A 17,844-nucleotide genomic window follows, 5' to 3' on the forward strand; every position below is an offset into this window, starting at 1 on the left:
GCGATGCACACCACCCACCTGCTGTACCTGCACGGGTTTCGCTCGTCGCCCGCGTCCACCAAAGCGCGTATGACCGCTGCTGCGGTGGCAGAACGTTTCCCGCACATGACCTGGCTGTGCCCCGCTCTGCCCGCGTCGCCCCAACAGGCCATGGAAGAGGTACTGCGGGCAACCGCAGATTGGCCGTTGACGACCACAGCCGTCATCGGTTCTTCGTTAGGCGGGTTTTATGCAACGTGGCTGGCCGAACGCTGGGGCTGCCGGGCGGTGTTGTTAAACCCCGCCGTGCGCCCCGCACGCGACCTGGCCGCACACCTGGGTGACCAGACGGTATGGCACGACCCCGATCAGCACTTTGTGTTTGAAGCCGCCTACGTGGACGAGCTGGTGGCGCAAGAGATTGCGCAGATCAGCCGACCGGAACGTTACTTTGCGGTGATTGCCAAGGGGGATGAGGTGCTGGACTGGCGCGAGATGACGGGCCACTACGCGGGCGCCACCATCAAGCTGCTGCCGGGTGGCGACCACGCGCTGAGCGACTACGACCAGCACCTGGGTGCGGTGCTGGATTTTCTGGCCTAGCGTTCGCCGCGTTTGCTCTCAAAGCGCGGCTCCCAGTAGTTCTCATGGTGGTTGTTGCGGTGGTCACGGTGATCACGGTCTCCGCGATGGTCGCGCCGGTTGTCATGACGGTTGTCATATCGATTGTCCTGGCGGTTGTCGGATCGGTGTCCGCCGTCATGGCGGTAGTGGCCTGGGTGATGGTTATCCCACCAACGGTTGTTTTGCTCCACCCGCACAAAGTGCACCGGTTGGCCGCACGCGCGGTATCGGCCACAGTAGCGACCCCAATCACTGTATTCCTGTGGTGCAACGTGCAGGTAAATGGGCGCAGCACCGTAGACCGGGCGCCCAACAATGACGGGCTGCACATTCATCACCGGTGGTGGCACATTGTTGCCAATGGATATCTGCCCAAACACACCTGGGGCAAAGGCGCCGCCAACGGTGACATTGCTGTAGACCTGCGCGTGTGCGGCGCCCGCCACACCTGCCGCCAGCACTACAACTGCAATCAGGGACTTGGTATTCAACATGGTGGATTACTCTCACTCATCAAACGACGGTCGTATAGGCTCCGACCCTCTTGAGCGAGCCCGGTTTGCACCAGGGCTTGATCCTACAACGCCAGCCAAGCCGCGGTGTTGACGGCCTTTACCTTTGTTTACCGCTCACCAACGTGTTGTTACGTACAGGCAAAGCTGCCCCCTGTGTCAATGTCGCGCAACATCGGGCTTGCTGTTGTCCCCAACTACTGGGTTCGGAAACGGTGCGAAGCAAGCACCCAACACAGAAGGAATAGACGCCGCCATCACCACCAGGAAGAAGGTCTGAAAACCCATGTGGTCGGCCAGAAAACCACTGGCCATTTGTGTGGGAATCAGCACCAGATTCATGATGGCCGTGCAGTAGGCATAGTGCGTCATGTGGTATTTGCCGGGCGATATCTGCTGCATCATGTACAGCATGTTTGCCACAAAGCCGAAGGCGTAACCGGCCTTCTCAATCGTCACCAAGGTGGCGATGACGGGCAAGGAAACCGGTGCGTCGGGCGACACCATACAGCTCAAAATGTAGAAGGTGATGTGCGGCAGATTGAGGCACAGCGCCATGAACACCAGGGTCTTGCGGGTGAGGCCAAACTTTCCTGCAAATATGCCACCCAGCAAACCAAAGGCCAGGCTGACCACGGTGCTGATGAAGCCGTCGATAAGCGCCTTGTCTTCCAACAGGTGCGGGCAGGCCGCGCTGATTGCGCTGGTGGCACACATGCCCAGCCCGCCGTTGGTCACGCTGCCCTGCATGAACAGTGGCGCCTCCAGCAATAGAAAACCCTCACCCAGGCGAAACAAAAACACAAACATCAGCATGCCCAGCAGATGGGGCTTCTGGATAAAGTCCAGAAACTGGTCCTTGAAGGTGCCGACCACGGCCGCGGTGTTGGCGGGGCGCTCTGGCACCGAACCGGGTGGGAGCACAAAGTAGTGGTAGGCCGCCAGTAGCGCCATGGCCCCCATGCTCACAGCCAAAGCCATGGCCCATGCGCTCCTTGCATCCATGCCGCTTTTTTGCAGATAACCGGCAGCACCCACCACCACCGCAGTGGCAAAAATACGGCCGGCATTCCAGAATGCGCCCTGCAGCCCCATGAACTTGCCTTGCGCCCCTTTGTCCAGCGAGGTGATGTACACCCCGTCTATGCAGATATCCTGGGTGGCGGAGGCAAAGGCCAGCAACCACAGCAGCAAAATCCCCACTACAAAATAATTGGTTAAAGCCAGTGACGTGGCCCACAGGCCGAGCAAACCCGCCATCACCAGTTGCATGGCAATGACCCAAAAACGCTTGGTCTTGAACATGTCCAGGAAACCGGCATAGAGCGGCTTCAACGACCACATGATCCCTATACTGGCTGTGGATGCGGTGATCTCACTGTCGCTATGGCCCAAATCCTTGAACATGGTCCCGGCAACCCATATCACCATGGCGAAGGGGATGCCCTCCGCCAGGTAAGCACTGGGAACCCAGGAGAATGCGGAGCGTTTGTTCTTGGTGGCTTGGGTCATAGATTTTTCAGGCGCTGACGCGATTTGAACCCCACAATAAAGTCGCGGTACCAGTGCGCACTGTCCTTGGCCAAGCGCTCTTGCGTGGAGTAGTCCACATGGAACAGGCCAAACCGTTTGGTATAGCCCGAGTTCCATTCAAAGTTGTCAAACAGGCTCCAGTAAAAGTAACCGCGTACATCCACGCCCAATTCAACAGCCAGTGCCAGCGCGCGCAGATGCTCTCTCAGGTAGTGGATCCGCTCCACATCGGGCACACGACCGTTTATGACCTGGTCGGCATTGGCCATGCCATTCTCGGTGATGAAGATGGGCGGGGGTGAATACTCACGGCTGATGCGCACCAGGTGCTGGGTCAGCGCCTTGGGGTAAATCTCCCACCCCATGTCGGTAAAGCCCTGTTTGCCGGGCGCTGCCTTGGGTGGCTGTTGGGTGCTGATGAAACTGCGTGTGTAGAAGTTGACACCCAGAAAGTCCAACGGCTGGTGGATCAGGGCCAGGTCTTCGGGTGTAACCGTGGGCGCATCCGTGCCCAGATGCTCCAGGATGTCGGCCGGGTAGCTGCCGCGAAAAATCGGGTCCATGTACCAGCGGACGTTCAGGCCGTCATCAATACGGGCAGCCCGGCGGTCGGCCTCTACGGCCTCCGCAGCGAAGGCTGGGGTGTGGTTCAGCACCACGCCCAATGGCGTCTTGCACACTTCGCGCATGGCTTGGATGGCGGCGCCATGCGCCATCATCAAATGGTGGGAAACCTGGGCCGCTGTCGCGCGGCTGGTCTGGCCAGGCGCGAATTGTGCGGTCTCGTAACCCAAGGTGGCCACACACCAGGGCTCGTTCAGCGTGGCGATGCTGGCCAGGCGACTGCCAAAGCGGCGTGCCACTTCGCGGGCATAGTCTGCAAACAGGGGCACGATGGCGGGCGACGTCCAGCCACCCATGCCTTCGTGCAGGGCCAAGGGCAGATCCCAGTGGTACAGCGTGGCGTGGGGGCGTATGCCAGCCGCCAGCAAGGCATCGATCAGGCGGTCGTAAAACGCAAAGCCAGCTTCGTTCCAGGGGCCTTGCCCTGCAGCTTGCACACGTGGCCAGGCAATAGAGAAGCGGTAGGCATCCAGACCCAGGCCTTTCATCAGGGCCACATCACTCTCAAAGCGGTGGTAGTGGTCACAAGCGACATCAATATTGCTTCCGTCATTGATGCGACCCGGCTCTGCGCAAAAGCGGTCCCAAATCGACGGGCCTTTGCCGTCTACCGCCGCAGCACCCTCGATCTGGGCTGCGCTGGTGGCCGAGCCCCACTGGAAGTCTGGGCGCAAACAGCGAGACAGTTCGATCAATGATGGGGATATGGATTCACTCAAATTCATGGAGACAGTCAGTTAGATGGTGGGTTGTACACAGGCATAAAAAAGGGTGCCGCCGCGCATGTGGTGGCGACACCCAACCGATCCGCCCCGAATCGGAACCCCATTGAAAACTGTGGGCGCCCGCCGCACACACTCGCGACGGGTAAATTGGCTGAACCGGGTTTAGAAGTTGTAGCCCACGTTGATGCCGATGGTGCGGGGCGGCTTGTACTGCGCCACGGCCAGATCAATGGTTGGCCCACCGGCCGCACTGGTTTTGATGTTGGCGTTTTCAACATTGCGGATGTAGGCATCGGCGTACCAAGACTTGCCCGAGTTGTAACGCAGACCCAGGTCGGTGCGTGTGTAGGCCGCTTGTTTGTCGAGCTCACCGTAGTTGAAAACACTCAACCAGCTGTCGGTCTCGTAGTGCAGGCTGATGCGCGGAATCAGCGTGGCGCCGTCACCCATGCGGAAGGTGTGCTCATACTGAATCGTGGCCGCAAAACTCGGCGCGTGGGGCATGCGATTGCCAGTTACGTCCAGGCATCCATTGCCGATATTGACCAATTTGCAAGGACCGGGCAGGTTGTAGTCATTGCTCAGGCCAATCAGCTTGCCCAGTTTGGTTTGGGTAAACGCCAGCGTGGCTTGAATCCGATCGTCCGGCGTCAGCTTGGCAGACAACTCACTCTCAAAACCAGAGACCGTCGCGCCTTCGGCGTTGTCGGTCAGGAAGGAGCGTGTGCCATCCGCATTCAACACGGGTGCGGAGAACTGAAAATCCTTAAAGTCTGCGTAATAGATCGCGTTGTTGAACTTGACCCTACCCCCCAGGAAGCTTTGTTTGGTACCGACTTCGTAGTTCGTCAAAGTCTCTGGCTTGTAGGTGGCGCCACCGTCTTGCACGCTACCGGATTTAAAGCCGGTGGACACACTGGCATAGACCATCATGTCCTTGCTGACGTCGTAGTTCGCTCGGGCCAACCAGGTCACCTTGCTATTGCTGTACTTGCCGTCATTGCAGCAGCCGTCGTTGAAGCCAGAACCGGGCAGCGCAGGGTTCAGACCCGGATCAATGGGACGACCAGGCACATTGGGGTCATAGGCCCAACCATGGCCACGGCCGCCGATGTTTGCACGCTCGTCCGAGGTGTAGCGCAAACCACCCGTCAGGTGCAAAGCATCGCTGAGGTTGGCGGTGACCTGCCCGAATACCGCTGCCGATTTGACCGTCTGTTTGGGTTGGATGAAAGAGCCCTGCCATCCCACAGTGCCTTGCTGTGTGCCGTTCATGATGGGAATGTCAAAGCGGATGCTATTGTCTTCGGCGGCGTAATAGGTTCCCAAGATCCAATCCACGTCGCGCTTGCCCGTGGACTGCAGACTGAGCTCATGGCTGTAGTTGGTGTAGGTGGACCAGTTGGTGCGGTCTTCCTGGTAGCTGCCACCGGTGTTGAAGCTGGTGGGCACGTTGAGCCCGCGGTCCTGGTCAAAGGTGCTGGAGCCGGTAAAGCGGGAGTAGCCGGCTGTATAGGCCAGATTCATGCCGCCCAGGTCGTAGTCCAGACGGCTGCGCACGGTATCCACGTCTCGCTTGAGATACGGCGCCGTGTCGATCAGCGCAGACCACTGGCTCTGGCCCGTGCGGGGCACTTGCATCAGGTCCATGCTGGGCGCGCCGCGGTCGGCAAACTTCTCGTACGAGATATTCCACGACAAGGCGTTCGAGGGCTTGAACATGAAGCTGACGCGTGCTGCACTTTGGTTTTGCGCGTTGTACTTCTGGCCGCCTTGTGTGAACAGGTTGTAGTTGATGGGCTGAAAGTTCGCCAGTGTGCCGCCACCGGCCAGGTAGGCCGCCTGTTGCTGTGCCACGGAATAACGGGTGGGGGCCTGGTAATCCACATATCCATCGTGTGCTTCGTGGACCACGGCCACACGCATAGCAGCCGTTTCACCCAATGGCACGTTGAAGTTGGCACGCCCACTGATCTGGTTGTAGCTGCCCAGCCCGCCTTGCACGCTACCAAACTGCTCTTTGAGCACCGGCTTGGCGGTCTGCATATTGACTGCACCCACGGTGGAGTTGCGCCCCCACAGCGTGCCCTGGGGTCCGCGCAAGACTTCGATCGAGTCCATGTCAAACAGCAGAGCGGCGGCACCCTCGGCGCGCGGTGAATACACACCGTCCACAAAAATGGCGATCTCGGGATCGGCGTATTCGGTCTTGGCGCTGTCATTGCCAACGCCGCGCAGTGTCATGGTGATGACGCCGTGGTCGCCCTGGGTTGTGCCCTGAAAGCTGGGCACCAGCGCCGACAGGTCTTGCACGGTTTGCACACGGTGTTTGTCCAGTTCCGCCGCGCTGATGGATGTCACCGCAATGGGAGTTGTCTGCAGGGTTGAAAGGCGTTTGGTCGCGGTGACAACCACCTCGGGCAACGCAACATCGTTGCCATCGGCCTTGGCCTGGGCATACACCGAACCGGTGCCAGCCAGTAGCGTGAAGATGGCAAGTTGAATGGGGGACGCTAAACCTTTTCGTAACCTGAATGCTGGACTTTTCACGTTTGTCTCCTGTCTGTGTTTGATGTTATCTGCGCACGCCGACACGCTGCTGTGGTGTCGGAGTGGCTGGATAATGCACAATTTAGACAGCGCTGTCAATTTAAATGACAACGCTGTCTATTTTTTCTGGCTGTGTCGTGTTTTGCCACCGAAAACCTCCGGGTTAACCCTGTGGTTTTTGCAGGCATCCAGCCCTACCGTTCATCCATTTCAGAAGGAAGACTCCGTGAAACCTGTTCAGAATGTACTTATCGTTGGGGGCGGAACGGCCGGTTGGTTGACCGCTGCATTTATGGCCCGCACACTCGGAAGCGGGTCGGGTTCTGGCGTCCATATCACGGTGGTCGAGTCCAGCGAGATTGGCATCATCGGCGTGGGAGAAGGCACGTTTCCGTCCATACGCGGCACGCTGGCAGCCATCGGTATTGACGAGGCACGCTTCATACGCGAATGCAATGCCACATTCAAACAAGGCATCCAATTTGTGGACTGGGTGCGCGCCCCAGGCACGCCGGGCAGCAACCACTATTTCCACCCGTTCAGCCTGCCCAGCCAGCGCGCCGGCGGCCCGGACTTGCTGCCGTATTGGCTGTTGGGTGCAGACGAAAATGGTGCAGCATTTGCACAGGCATCCACCATGCAAAAACGTGTGGCCGATGCATCACACGGACCCAAGCGCACGGGTGACGGCGACTATCTTGGGCCTCTCAACTACGCCTACCATTTCGACGCGGGGCGCTTTGCAACGCTGTTGGCCACCCATGCCAAGTCTCTGGGCGTTGCCCACAAAGTGGCAACCGTCGACACGGTGGAGTTGGCAGAAGACGGCGCCATCTCCGGTGTGGTGACACGCGAGTGCGGCACCCTGACCGCCGATCTCTACATCGACTGCACGGGCTTCCAAGCGGCCCTGATTGGCAAGGCATTGGGCTCACCGTTTCGCAGCCTCAACGACGTGTTGTTTGTGGACACTGCCCTGGCCATGCAGGTACCGTATGCCACTGCCGATGCGGCTATACCCTCGTACACCATTTCCACCGCACACGCGGCTGGCTGGACGTGGGACATTGGCTTGCAACAACGGCGCGGCATAGGTTACGTGTACAGCAGCCGCTACACGGACGATGTGCGCGCGGAGCAGGTGTTGCGCGCCTACATTGGGCCCGCCAGCGATGCGTTGACACCCCGCAAGCTGAAACTCAATGTGGGCTACCGCGATATGCAGTGGGTCAAAAATTGTGTGGCGGTGGGCCTGTCGGGCGGTTTTCTGGAGCCCTTGGAATCGTCCGGCATTGGCCTGATCGAGACCGCGGCCTACCTGGTCAGTTACCTCTTCCCGCGTGATGGCAACATGGTGCCCGTGGCCAAGTTGTTCAACGAGATGATGCGTGCACGGTATGAACGCATTGTCGATTTCGTCAAGATGCACTACTGCCTGACCCAGCGCACCGACTCCCAGTTTTGGATAGACAACGCCGATACACGCACCATCCCCAGCACGCTGCAGGAGAAACTGGCCATGTGGCGCTGCCGCCCACCGCACCGCCTGGACTTTGTGGTTGATCTGGAGATGTACCCGCCGTCCAGCTGGCAGTATGTTTTGTATGGCATGGAGTTCAATACCGATCTGGGCCCCAGCCGCGCCGCCTACCCGCGCATGGACGAGGCTCGGCAGGAATTCGCGATGATCCAGAAGATGGGCCTGCGCGCGCTGGCCGACCTGCCCACACACCGCGCGCTGGTCAGCAACCTGTGTGCCCGCCTGGCCTGATCAGCGCCGCTTGCCTTGGGCGCCTGTGTTGGCCTTGAGCGAACTGGTGGAATCCCGAACCACCAGCTCGTGTGGCAACACGCGGTGCAAGTCGTCTTCGGCCAGCTCGGGGGCATCGCTGCGGTTGGACGTTATCAGCATCTCGACCGCTACCCGCGCCATTGCGTTCTTGGGCTGGCGCACGGTGGTCAGCGGGGGCCACACCAGGCTTGCCGCTGGCGAGTCATCAAAGCCCGCAATCGACAGATCACCAGGGACCGCCAGCCCCAGGCGCTGTGCAGCAGCCAGCACACCCAAGGCCATGTCATCGTTGCCCGCAAACACCGCCGTGGGGCGGACACGGCGGCTCAGCAGCTTATGGGCAGCCTCCACACCGGACGCGAACACAAAGTCGCCCTGGCAGACAAAGTCCTGCTCCACGGGGATGCGGTGCGCCTTCATGGCACGCAGGTAGCCCTGGTAGCGCAGGGCTGATGCGGCTTGGTCTGCAGGCCCTTTGATAAAAGCAATACGTTCGTGGCCGAGGCTGATCAGCAGATTGGTGATCTCTTCGGCCGCATGGGCATCGTCCATGCGCACGCTGGCCACGCCTTTGACATCGCGTGCGGGCGACAGCAGCACATATGGGGTCTGGTTGTCCCGCAGGGCCTTCAACACCTTGGGGTTGTCACACAGCGGGGGCGTCAGAATCATGCCGTCGGGCTGCAGTGCGCTGACCATACGCGCCACTTGCTGGGCCAGGTCGGGCGCGTCGTTGTGCAAGGACTCCACCACCAGGTGGTAGCCGGCTTCGCGGCAGCGCAATGTGGCGCCCTGCTGCACATCACCCACGAAGGCCGCGCTGGGGTCGTAATACAGCAAGCCGATCAGGAAGGAGCGGGCCCCGGCCAGGCTGCGGGCCGACAACTTGGGCCGGTACTTCAGCTCGGCCACCACCTTGAGCACGTGTTCACGTGTCAGCGGGTGGACGCCGGATTCTTGGTTGATGACACGCGACACCGTCTTGATCGACACACCCGATCGGTCTGCCACATCGTTGATCGTCGCGGCGGCGCCCGCCTTTGCCAAGCTTGCCATCTACAGACCTGTGCCAGCCAAGTTGGAGCGCTCGGCCACTGCAGCGGCATGCGGGGAAAGTAGGTAAATGGGCGAAAGGATGTGCGGCACAGAAGACCTCGCTAACGGGAAAAACGGCGACGAAAGGGTACGCCGTTTGAGTATCGCACGGTGCCGCCGCGGGTCAGGCTCCACCCAGCATACGAACGGGCACCGATGCGGCATACGCCGGTCTGTCGCCAAGCTTGAAGACGGACATCACATCCACCAGCGCCTTGGCTTGCACACGCAGGCTGCTGGCTGCTGCAGCCATCTCTTCCACCAAGGCCGCATTTTGCTGGGTTGCCTGGTCCATTTGCGTCACTGCCGTGTCCATCTGGGCCACGCCCGATGCCTGCTCGCTGCTGGCCGAGCTGATCTCACCCATGATGCTGGTGACACGCTGGATGGAGCTGACAACATCGGTCATGGTGCTGCCAGCCTTGTCCACCAGAAGGGTGCCTTGTTCGACCCGCTCCACACTGGTGTTGATCAGGGATTTGATTTCTTTGGCGGCCTCGGCCGAACGCCCCGCCAAGGCCCGCACCTCGGACGCCACCACCGCAAACCCGCGCCCCTGGTCCCCCGCGCGCGCCGCTTCCACCGCAGCGTTCAAGGCCAGGATATTGGTCTGGAAGGCAATGCCATCGATCACACTGATGATGGCCGATATCTTTTGCGAGGACTCGTTGATGCCCTTCATGGTCGCCACCACCTGGCCCACCACCTCGCCGCCCTGTATGGCGACGGAGGAAGCATTGGAAGCCAACTGGTTGGCCTGGCGTGCGTTGTCGGCGTTTTGCTGCACGGTGGAGCTGAGTTCGGCCATGGAAGCCGCGGTCTGCTGCAAGGCCGCCGCTTGCCGCTCGGTGCGTATGGACAAATCGTTATTGCCCTGGGCAATCTCGGCACTGGCGGTGGACACGCCCTCTGCATTGCCCCGCACCTCGCCCACAATGTGCGACAGGTTGTCCCGCATGGCCAGCAGGGCATTCATCAACTGTGCAGCCTCGTCCTTGCCGTCGGGATAAATGCCCACCGACAAATCGCCCTGCATGATGGCCTGCGCCGACGAGACCGAACTGCCTATCGGGCCCGTGATGGAGCGGGTGGTGAAGAAGGCCAGACACACGCCAATGGCGGCAGCCGCCAATGCGCCCATGCTCAGCATCCACTGGCCGGTGCGCGCCACGGCATTGGTTTCGGCCTGGCTCTGCGCCAGGCGTTCGTCCATGTGGTTGTCCAGCGCCTGTAGCCCGCGCAGGTAGTTTTCGGCCAACGGCCGCAAGGTGGTGGACAGGGCACCGGCCACATCTTCACCCGCCAACTTCTTCTTCATCAGTTCGCTGCGCGGACCACGGTACAACTCACGCAACTTGCCGATGTCGGCAAACAGCGCTTTGCCGCGTGTATCTTGTATCAGAGGTTCAAGCCGCTTTTGTGTATCGCTGATGGTCTTGGACGTGGCGTCCATCTGCTTTTGCAGGGCCTGCATGTGGGCCGTATCGCTGGACTGCAACAGGGCCTCGGTGCGCACCCAGTTCAGATTGATATCTGCACTCCACTTCTGGGCCAAGGCATTGCGCTGCAATTCCACGGTAGCCAGGTTGTTGGTCGCTTCATTGAGAATGCCCAGCCGCCACGCCCCTATCACCGAGATCAGCGCGGTAACCATCAATACCAGACCAAAGGCAAAGCCCAGACGGGCACCAATTTTCAGTTGCTGCAGTGACATGGCTTTCTCCTTCAGGTTGGGGTAGGTGATGGATTCACACACCCATGGGCAAGCACTATTTGACGGCCGGGCTCAGCTTGGCCAACGCCGCATTCAACTTCGCAATGGTTTCGTCACCCACACGTTTGCTGCACAGAATGTGGCGGGTGCCGCCCTCCCGGATATCGGAGAACGACAGCACCTTCAGACCCTCGCCTGCACGCTCCACTTCTGCAACCAAGACCTCGGCTTCTTCCTGGGGCGAAAACATGAAGTCCACCCGGCCGGAGGCAACCATGCGCGCCAGGGTGGCCTGTTCGGTGGTCACTGTTTGCACCTGCGCCTTGGCTTTTGCCATGGTTTCGACAACATCACGCCCGTAGGTCAGCCCCATCTTCATGACAACCCGTACCGCCGGGTCCGCCACGATGCCTGCCAACGACTTTTGGGCAGGCTGAAACTGCTTGCGGGCGATGGCCACGGTCGGCTTGTCGCGGTACAAGGGGGCTGTAAAGGTGCCAAAGTGCTCGCGTTCGGGGGTCTTGTACCAGCCCACGCCACAGTCCAGACCGGCACCGTTTTCAATCACCACGAGTTGGCGCCTGGCAGGGGTCTGCTGCCAGCGGTAACGCACGCCGGCCGCTTCAAAGGCGGCTTTGGCGGGGTCTGCCGTCAGGCCGCTGATCTGTCCATCAGCACCCAACACCATATACGGAGGGCGCACATAAAAGTGCAGGTCGATCACGTCCTGCGCATGTACTGCACCCGCTGCCGCCAGGACTACGCCAAACACCACACGCATCAAGAGCCTCCAAGCACTTTGTACTTCTTGTGCCCGCCATCCTCCTCCTCCACGGGGCGCATGTCAATGTTGCTGCGGCTCAACCCTCCGGCAGAACACTATTAAATTAATAGCTATAGAGGTATATTTGACGGGGGCTAGAGGTCAATTTCATCAAATACCCTCCAGGGTAGAGGGCCTTACTCGACCGTGACGCTTTTTGCCAAATTGCGCGGCTTGTCTACATCGGTACCCCGCGCACAGGCTGCGTGGTAGGCCAGCAGTTGCAGCGGCACGACGTGCAGCAGCGGCGACAACTCGCCATAGTGCTCGGGCATGCGGATCACGTGCATACCCTCGCCGCTCTCGATGCGGGTATCGGCATCTGCCAGCACATACAACACACCTCCGCGGGCGCGCACCTCGTGAAGATTGCTCTTGAGTTTTTCCAGCAGCGCGTCGTTGGGGGCAACGGTGACCACCGGCATCTCGCTGGTGACCAGCGCCAGTGGGCCGTGTTTGAGTTCACCGGCCGCATAAGCCTCGGCATGGATGTAGGTGATCTCCTTGAGTTTGAGTGCGCCCTCCATCGCAATGGGGTAGTGCAGACCACGGCCCAGGAACAGCGCGTTTTCTTTCTGCGCAAAGTCTTCCGACCAGCTGATGATTTGTGGTTCCAGCGCCAGCACGGCCTGTAGCGCAGCGGGCAGGTGGCGCATGGCCTTGAGATGGCGTTGCTCTTCGCTTTCGGACAGGCGGCCCTTGGCTTGCGTCAGGGCCAGCGTCAGCAGGAACAGGCCAGCCAATTGGGTCGTGAACGCCTTGGTCGACGCAACCCCGATCTCAACCCCGGCGCGTGTGACATAGGCCAGACTGCATTCGCGCACCATGGCGCTGGTGGCCACGTTGCAGATGGTCAGTGTGTGGTGCATGCCCAGGCTTTGGGCGTGGCGCAGCGCGGCCAATGTGTCGGCGGTCTCGCCCGATTGGGTTATGGTGACCACCAGCGTCTTGGGGTTGGGCACGGACTCGCGGTAGCGGTATTCACTGGCCACCTCCACCTGGGTGGGCACCTTGGCAATGCTCTCCAGCCAATACTTGGCCGTGCAGCCGCTGTAATAACTGGTGCCGCAGGCCAGAATCAGCACGGAATCGATCTCTGCAAACACGCGGGCCGCGTTGGCACCGGGCTTGTGGTTCATCTGCAGGTCAAACAGCTCAGGGACTATGCCCTCCACACCTTCCAGTGTGTCTGCAATGGCGCGGGGCTGTTCAAAAATCTCTTTCTGCATGTAATGACGGTACGGACCCAGCTCGGCGGCGCCGCTGTGGGCCAGCACCGTCTTGACCGGGCGCTGCGCCGGGGCGACCGCTTTGCGGGTCTTGTCGATCAGCCAGTATTTGCCCAGTTGTACATCCACCATGTCGCCTTCGTCCAGGTAGACGATCTGGTCGGTCACACCGGCCAGTGCCATCGCGTCGCTGGCCAAAAAGTGCTCTTGCCCGTCTTTGCCCACGCCCAGAATCAGCGGAGAGCCGGCGCGTGCACCGACCAGGCGGTGCGGCTCGTCCTTGCAGAACACGGCGATGGCGTAGGCACCGTGCAGTTGGCTGACCGCCGCCTGCACGGCCTCGAACAGGTCGCCGTCGTACAGGCTGTCCACCAGGTGGGCGATGACTTCGGTGTCGGTTTGGCTGACAAACACATAAGCCTTGGCCTTGAGCGCGGCGCGCAGTTCGTCGTGGTTTTCGATGATGCCGTTGTGCACCAGCGCGATGCGGCCCGGGCGCTGGTGGGCGTCAAGACCCGCGCCATGGCTGAAATGGGGGTGGGCATTGCTGACCGACGGTGCACCGTGGGTGGCCCAGCGGGTGTGGGCAATGCCCAGGTTGCCAGTCACCCCGGCGCTGCCAGCCCCGGGTGCGACCTGGGCTGCCAATTCGGCCACGCGCGACGTACTGCGGGCCCGGCGCAGACCAGACTGCTCGGCGTCTTGCGCATACACCGCCACACCACAGGAGTCATACCCCCGGTATTCCAGACGCTCCAGGCCCTGCACCAGCACAGGAACGATATTGCGGGTTGATACCGCGCCGACGATGCCACACATATTCGTACTCCCCATAAAAACCAAAGATGGCGAATGGTAGTGGTACGTTATAAAAATTAATCTTCATATTTTTCGCAAGTATGGAAGATAATTCCACTAACTTGCGGAATTGAAATTTACTTCTGATTTATTGATATTTATGAAATCTATCGATCTGGATGCCATCGACACCCAACTCTTGGCGCAGCTGCAGCGTGACGCCAGCCTGAGCAACCAGGCGCTGGCCGAGCGGGTTCACATTTCGCCACCAACCTGCCTGCGCCGCGTCAAACGCCTGCGGGATGCAGGCCTGATAGAGCGCCAGATCGCAGTCCTGAACCCCGAAAAGCTGAGCGCCACCATAGGCTTTGGCCTGACCGCCATTGTGGAAATCACGCTGGACCGCCAGGGCGCAGATGCCCTGGAGCAGTTTGAAGCGCGGGTAGCCGATGCCTCCGCAGTGCAGCAGTGTTACCGCGTCTCCCCTGGGCCGGACTTTGTGCTGGTGGTGCATGCCGCCAACATGCCGGCCTACCAGGCGTTGACGCAGCAGTTATTCACCAGCGATGCGAATGTGCGCAACGTCAAGGCTTTCTTCAGCATCAAGCGCAGCAAGTTTGGGGCGGAGTTGCCGCTGGCTTGAGTGCCGAGCGCGACGGCAAGTTCCCTTACACTGATCTTCAGCATGTCCAACACCCCACGCGCACCACGGCCCCGACACACGCTATAGCGCCCCGGCACCAAATCCCGTGACACAGTCCCACGACGCCCTTGCTTCCGCAGATTCCAACCTGATGGCTGCGTGGGCCAGCTTCGACGAAGGCAAGCTGGAAGAGGCCATCCAGCTCACGCGCCAATCGCTTGAACACGCCTCCGAAGATCGGCCGCATGCCTATGCGGCCCTCGGGTGGTTTCTTCTGTCAGCGGGGTCAACCGAAGAGGCGCTAGCGCTTCTGGCGTCGTCGGTGGGGCGTTATCCCGAGCACGCTCCCTTGCACTGGTATCTTGGCTTGGTACACCAAAAGGAATACCGCCTGGAGGATGCCTTCCAAGCACTCATGGCTGCAGTTGCCTTTGATCCGAATCTGGACGAAGCGGCAGTGTCCTTGGCCTGGGTGCTGGGTGATATGCATCGATTTGAAGAAGCGGAGCACTACGCCAGGCATGCGTTGTCCATCAAAACCCAACCGGAGCGACTGGCACAACTGGGATGGTTTTTACTGGCACAAGACAAGTGGGAGGCTGCAGCAGCAACACTCGCGCAAGCCCTGACACAGCAGCCGCAAAGCGCGGAGACGCGCTGCCATCTGGCAACCGCGCTACAGCGTCTGGGCAGGGCCGCCGAGGCACTGCAAGTGCTGTCCGACGGTTTGACGCTCTCAGCCGTAACCCCAGCTCTGTTGCGCCAACATATTCAACTGTTGCTGGACCTTAATCGCAGTGACGAGGCCAGTGCGTCTGTTGCGCGCTTGTTGGCACTGGCCCCCGGGGAGGGAATCAGCCACACCCTGGCCGCCGTGGCGCTGGAGCGCAATGGCGATTTGCTGGCGGCAGCAGACCACGCAGAACAAGCCGTTGCCTGCGACGACCAATCTGCAGACGCCTGGCGTGCCCTAGCCCAGGTGCGCACCCGGCAGCAACGCCTGCCCGAAGCTGCGCAGGCACTGCAGGCTGTGCTGGCCCTGGACTCCCACAACACCGGCGAAACCCAGCAAAAGCTGGGCTGGATATGCATCACGGAACGTCGCTTTGAGGACGCTATAACGGCCTTCACAGCTGCCGTGGCGAGCAATGCCAGCGACCCATCGGCGTGGTACGGGCTGGCCCGAGCCCAACACGCCGCAAAGAAGGTCGCCGATGCACTGGCAGCCATTCAGAGCGCACGGCATCTGCTAGAAGGCTGGCTGGAAGCGCAGGTGTTGCACGGCCAGATACTGATCGACCAAGGGCCTGCGGGCTGGGAAGAGGCGGTATCGCAGCTCACGGACGCTCTCGCACTGCAACCGGAAAGTACAGAGACCCGCTGCCACCTGGCGACCGTATTGCAGCATCTTGCAAGAAATACGGAGGCGCACAAGGTCCTATCCGACGGACTGGAGTTCGCCCCCGGGTCCGGTGAGTTGCTACGCCAATTGGCCGACCTCCTGCTTGCGCAGCATCACACCCAGGACGCGCGCACGGTGTGCCGCCAACTGCTCAAACAACAGCCCCAGGAAGGGATGAACTGGTACCGGTTGTCCTTGGTGTTCGTACAGTTGCAGCGGCCTGGCCTTGCCCTGCGCGCACTTGCCCGTGCCCGCCGCCTGGCAACTGGGTTGCCTGAGCCCTGGTTGCAAACCGGCTGGCTGTCACTGGAAGCGGGCGATATGCCCGCAGCACTGGACGCGGTTGAGCGCTTGTTAGAACTCGCGCCCGAGAAAGTGACGAGCAATATTCTCGCCGCCACCGTGCTGGAACGCAGCGGTCGTATCAAGGCCGCTTCGGAGCATGCCGAAAAAGCCGTGGTACTTGACGCACGGTCTGGGGCTGCCTGGCGTGTACTCGCCCAGGTGCGCTTGCGACAGAGCCGACTGACCGACGCCCGGGCTGCGCTGCAAACAGCACTAGCACTTGAGCCGGAAGACACCAATGGCACCTACCGACAACTGGGCTGGGTTTGTGTCGCCGACAGTCACTACGCAGACGCCGTAACCGCGTTTCAGTGCGCGGTGCAGAACGATGCCAAAGATGCAGCATCATGGTATGGGCTTGCCGAAGCCCATCGCGCCGCACATCAATTTGAGGAAGCGCTCCGGGCCATACACAAAGCATTAAAACTGCGCCGCGATTGGCCAGACGCTGTTCAACTGCGCCGACGCACCCTGGGAGAGCAGATCGCCGATTCGATGGCGCGCGGTCTGCTGAACTTCCGCACTGCCACAGAACACGCGCGCCACCTACAACCGGATCCAGCAGACGCTCTGCCAGGCGATACTCCCGGTGCCCAATATGAATACGCTCTGTGCAGTTTTTCCACACAGAGCCATTTGCCCCTGCTGAGAACCTTGACGGCTTCAGCGCGCAGGCATTTCTCGGGCAAGATTTACCTGTTACTCATTGACTCTGATGACGCTACGCTGATTCCTGAGGGCGCTATTCCGGTGCGATTGGGCGATGTGATCGCACCGGCGGCATGGGATGAAATGGTCCAGCGCTATAACATCCTGGAACTGTGCTGCACGCTAAAACCATTCCTGATGCGTTATGTGGCCCGTGCTACAGGATGCCCTGTGGTTTATCTGGATGCTGACACCTACCTTCTGGGTTCGTTGAGCCCCTCACTTCCGCAGAAGCGCGACTTTTCCGTTTTCCTCACCCCCCATCTTCTGATGCCGTTTACAGCAGAACGCCTTGTGGAAGAACTAGGCACCATGCGCATCGGCGTCTATAACGCCGGTATGGTCGGTGTTGGTACCGGCAGCGACGCGCTTGGTTTTCTGGACTGGTGGGCCGACCGGGTCAGTCGTTATGCCTACGACGCGCCGGAGCATGGCGCTTTCACCGACCAAAAATGGCTAGACCTGGTGCCGTCCTTTTTCCGCGAAGTGCAGACGAGTCGCGATTGGGGGTTGAATGTCGGCTACTGGCGCGTGCGCTCGGAGCAGGACTTTACAGAAGACAGTGCAGGCCGGTTGACGTTCTGCGGGGCCCTGGTTCGATTGCTGCATTTGAGCCGGTTCAATCCCGATAAGCCAGACATGCTGACATCTTCTCTGCCACACGTGCAAACCACTGACTCTGCGCTGGGCAGATTCTTGCGCAGGTATGCCCTTGAGGTCATTCAGAATAGGCAGTGAGCATACGCAG

At 60.4% G+C, this 17,844-nt stretch carries 12 protein-coding genes; 4 read left to right on the forward strand and 8 right to left on the reverse strand.

Annotated features, from left to right (window positions below):
* Positions 1-3: 3 nt before the first annotated feature.
* Positions 4-582, forward strand: coding sequence for a YqiA/YcfP family alpha/beta fold hydrolase (locus HZ993_RS09875; RefSeq protein WP_209397525.1), 579 nt, complete (start codon positions 4-6; stop codon positions 580-582).
* Here the strand turns inward: HZ993_RS09875 and HZ993_RS09880 are convergent.
* The 4 genes from HZ993_RS09880 to HZ993_RS09895 all read right to left on the reverse strand — a co-directional run bounded on the left by HZ993_RS09880 (position 579) and on the right by HZ993_RS09895 (position 6,547).
* The gene (locus tag HZ993_RS09880) at positions 579-1,097 is read right to left on the reverse strand and encodes a hypothetical protein (protein ID WP_209397527.1); all 519 of its coding nucleotides are present in this window, start codon (positions 1,095-1,097) and stop codon (positions 579-581) included. The two genes, HZ993_RS09875 and HZ993_RS09880, sit on opposite strands and share 4 nt — an antisense overlap.
* 177 nt (positions 1,098-1,274) lie before the next feature.
* Positions 1,275-2,627 (reverse strand): hypothetical protein, encoded by a 1,353-nt coding sequence (locus HZ993_RS09885; RefSeq protein ID WP_209397529.1) that lies wholly within the window; start codon positions 2,625-2,627, stop codon positions 1,275-1,277.
* Positions 2,624-3,997, reverse strand: coding sequence for a GH1 family beta-glucosidase (locus HZ993_RS09890; RefSeq protein ID WP_209397530.1), 1,374 nt, complete (start codon positions 3,995-3,997; stop codon positions 2,624-2,626). The genes HZ993_RS09885 and HZ993_RS09890 overlap by 4 nt, the downstream gene beginning before the upstream one ends.
* Before the next feature lie 162 nt (positions 3,998-4,159).
* Complete coding sequence (locus tag HZ993_RS09895) at positions 4,160-6,547, reverse strand: TonB-dependent receptor (protein ID WP_209397532.1); 2,388 nt, start codon at positions 6,545-6,547, stop codon at positions 4,160-4,162.
* A 226-nt stretch (positions 6,548-6,773) separates the two neighbouring features.
* Here HZ993_RS09895 and HZ993_RS09900 point away from each other — a divergent pair, with 226 nt between their 5' ends.
* Positions 6,774-8,318, forward strand: coding sequence for a tryptophan halogenase family protein (locus HZ993_RS09900; protein ID WP_245213898.1), 1,545 nt, complete (start codon positions 6,774-6,776; stop codon positions 8,316-8,318).
* Here the strand turns inward: HZ993_RS09900 and HZ993_RS09905 are convergent, their stop codons facing one another.
* From HZ993_RS09905 to glmS, 4 genes are all read right to left on the reverse strand, one after another.
* Positions 8,319-9,395 carry a LacI family DNA-binding transcriptional regulator gene (locus tag HZ993_RS09905; RefSeq protein ID WP_209397536.1) on the reverse strand — a complete coding sequence of 359 codons (1,077 nt, stop codon included), beginning with the start codon at positions 9,393-9,395 and terminating at the stop codon, positions 8,319-8,321.
* Positions 9,396-9,558: 163 nt separating this feature from the next.
* Positions 9,559-11,148: a methyl-accepting chemotaxis protein gene (locus HZ993_RS24855; RefSeq protein ID WP_209397538.1), complete on the reverse strand. Its 1,590-nt coding sequence runs from the start codon at positions 11,146-11,148 to the stop codon at positions 9,559-9,561.
* 55 nt (positions 11,149-11,203) lie between these two features.
* Positions 11,204-11,929 carry an ABC transporter substrate-binding protein gene (locus HZ993_RS09915; protein ID WP_209397540.1) on the reverse strand — a complete coding sequence of 242 codons (726 nt, stop codon included), beginning with the start codon at positions 11,927-11,929 and terminating at the stop codon, positions 11,204-11,206.
* 179 nt (positions 11,930-12,108) lie between these two features.
* Positions 12,109-14,019, reverse strand: a complete 1,911-nt coding sequence (gene glmS / locus HZ993_RS09920) for a glutamine--fructose-6-phosphate transaminase (isomerizing) (RefSeq protein WP_209397542.1) — start codon at positions 14,017-14,019, stop codon at positions 12,109-12,111.
* A 139-nt stretch (positions 14,020-14,158) separates the two neighbouring features.
* Between glmS and HZ993_RS09925 the strand changes: the two genes are divergently transcribed.
* Together HZ993_RS09925 and HZ993_RS09930 are read left to right on the forward strand one after the other, a co-directional pair.
* A complete protein-coding gene (locus tag HZ993_RS09925) occupies positions 14,159-14,641 on the forward strand; it encodes an Lrp/AsnC family transcriptional regulator (RefSeq protein ID WP_209397544.1) in 483 nt (160 codons plus the stop codon).
* Between the two features lie 151 nt (positions 14,642-14,792).
* Complete coding sequence (locus tag HZ993_RS09930) at positions 14,793-17,834, forward strand: tetratricopeptide repeat protein (RefSeq protein WP_209397546.1); 3,042 nt, start codon at positions 14,793-14,795, stop codon at positions 17,832-17,834.
* The last annotated feature ends 10 nt before the right edge of the window (positions 17,835-17,844 follow it).

This window comes from Rhodoferax sp. AJA081-3, assembly GCF_017798165.1.
GTDB lineage: Bacteria > Pseudomonadota > Gammaproteobacteria > Burkholderiales > Burkholderiaceae_C > Allorhodoferax.

Coding starts and splice junctions, on each gene's coding strand:
- HZ993_RS09875 (WP_209397525.1), top strand. CDS start 4: ATGCACACCACCCACCTGCTGTACCTGCACGGGTTTCGCTCGTCGCCC.
- HZ993_RS09880 (WP_209397527.1), bottom strand. CDS start 1,097: ATGTTGAATACCAAGTCCCTGATTGCAGTTGTAGTGCTGGCGGCAGGT.
- HZ993_RS09885 (WP_209397529.1), bottom strand. CDS start 2,627: ATGACCCAAGCCACCAAGAACAAACGCTCCGCATTCTCCTGGGTTCCC.
- HZ993_RS09890 (WP_209397530.1), bottom strand. CDS start 3,997: ATGAATTTGAGTGAATCCATATCCCCATCATTGATCGAACTGTCTCGC.
- HZ993_RS09905 (WP_209397536.1), bottom strand. CDS start 9,395: ATGGCAAGCTTGGCAAAGGCGGGCGCCGCCGCGACGATCAACGATGTG.
- HZ993_RS24855 (WP_209397538.1), bottom strand. CDS start 11,148: ATGTCACTGCAGCAACTGAAAATTGGTGCCCGTCTGGGCTTTGCCTTT.
- HZ993_RS09915 (WP_209397540.1), bottom strand. CDS start 11,929: ATGCGTGTGGTGTTTGGCGTAGTCCTGGCGGCAGCGGGTGCAGTACAT.
- glmS (WP_209397542.1), bottom strand. CDS start 14,019: ATGTGTGGCATCGTCGGCGCGGTATCAACCCGCAATATCGTTCCTGTG.
- HZ993_RS09925 (WP_209397544.1), top strand. CDS start 14,159: ATGAAATCTATCGATCTGGATGCCATCGACACCCAACTCTTGGCGCAG.
- HZ993_RS09930 (WP_209397546.1), top strand. CDS start 14,793: ATGGCTGCGTGGGCCAGCTTCGACGAAGGCAAGCTGGAAGAGGCCATC.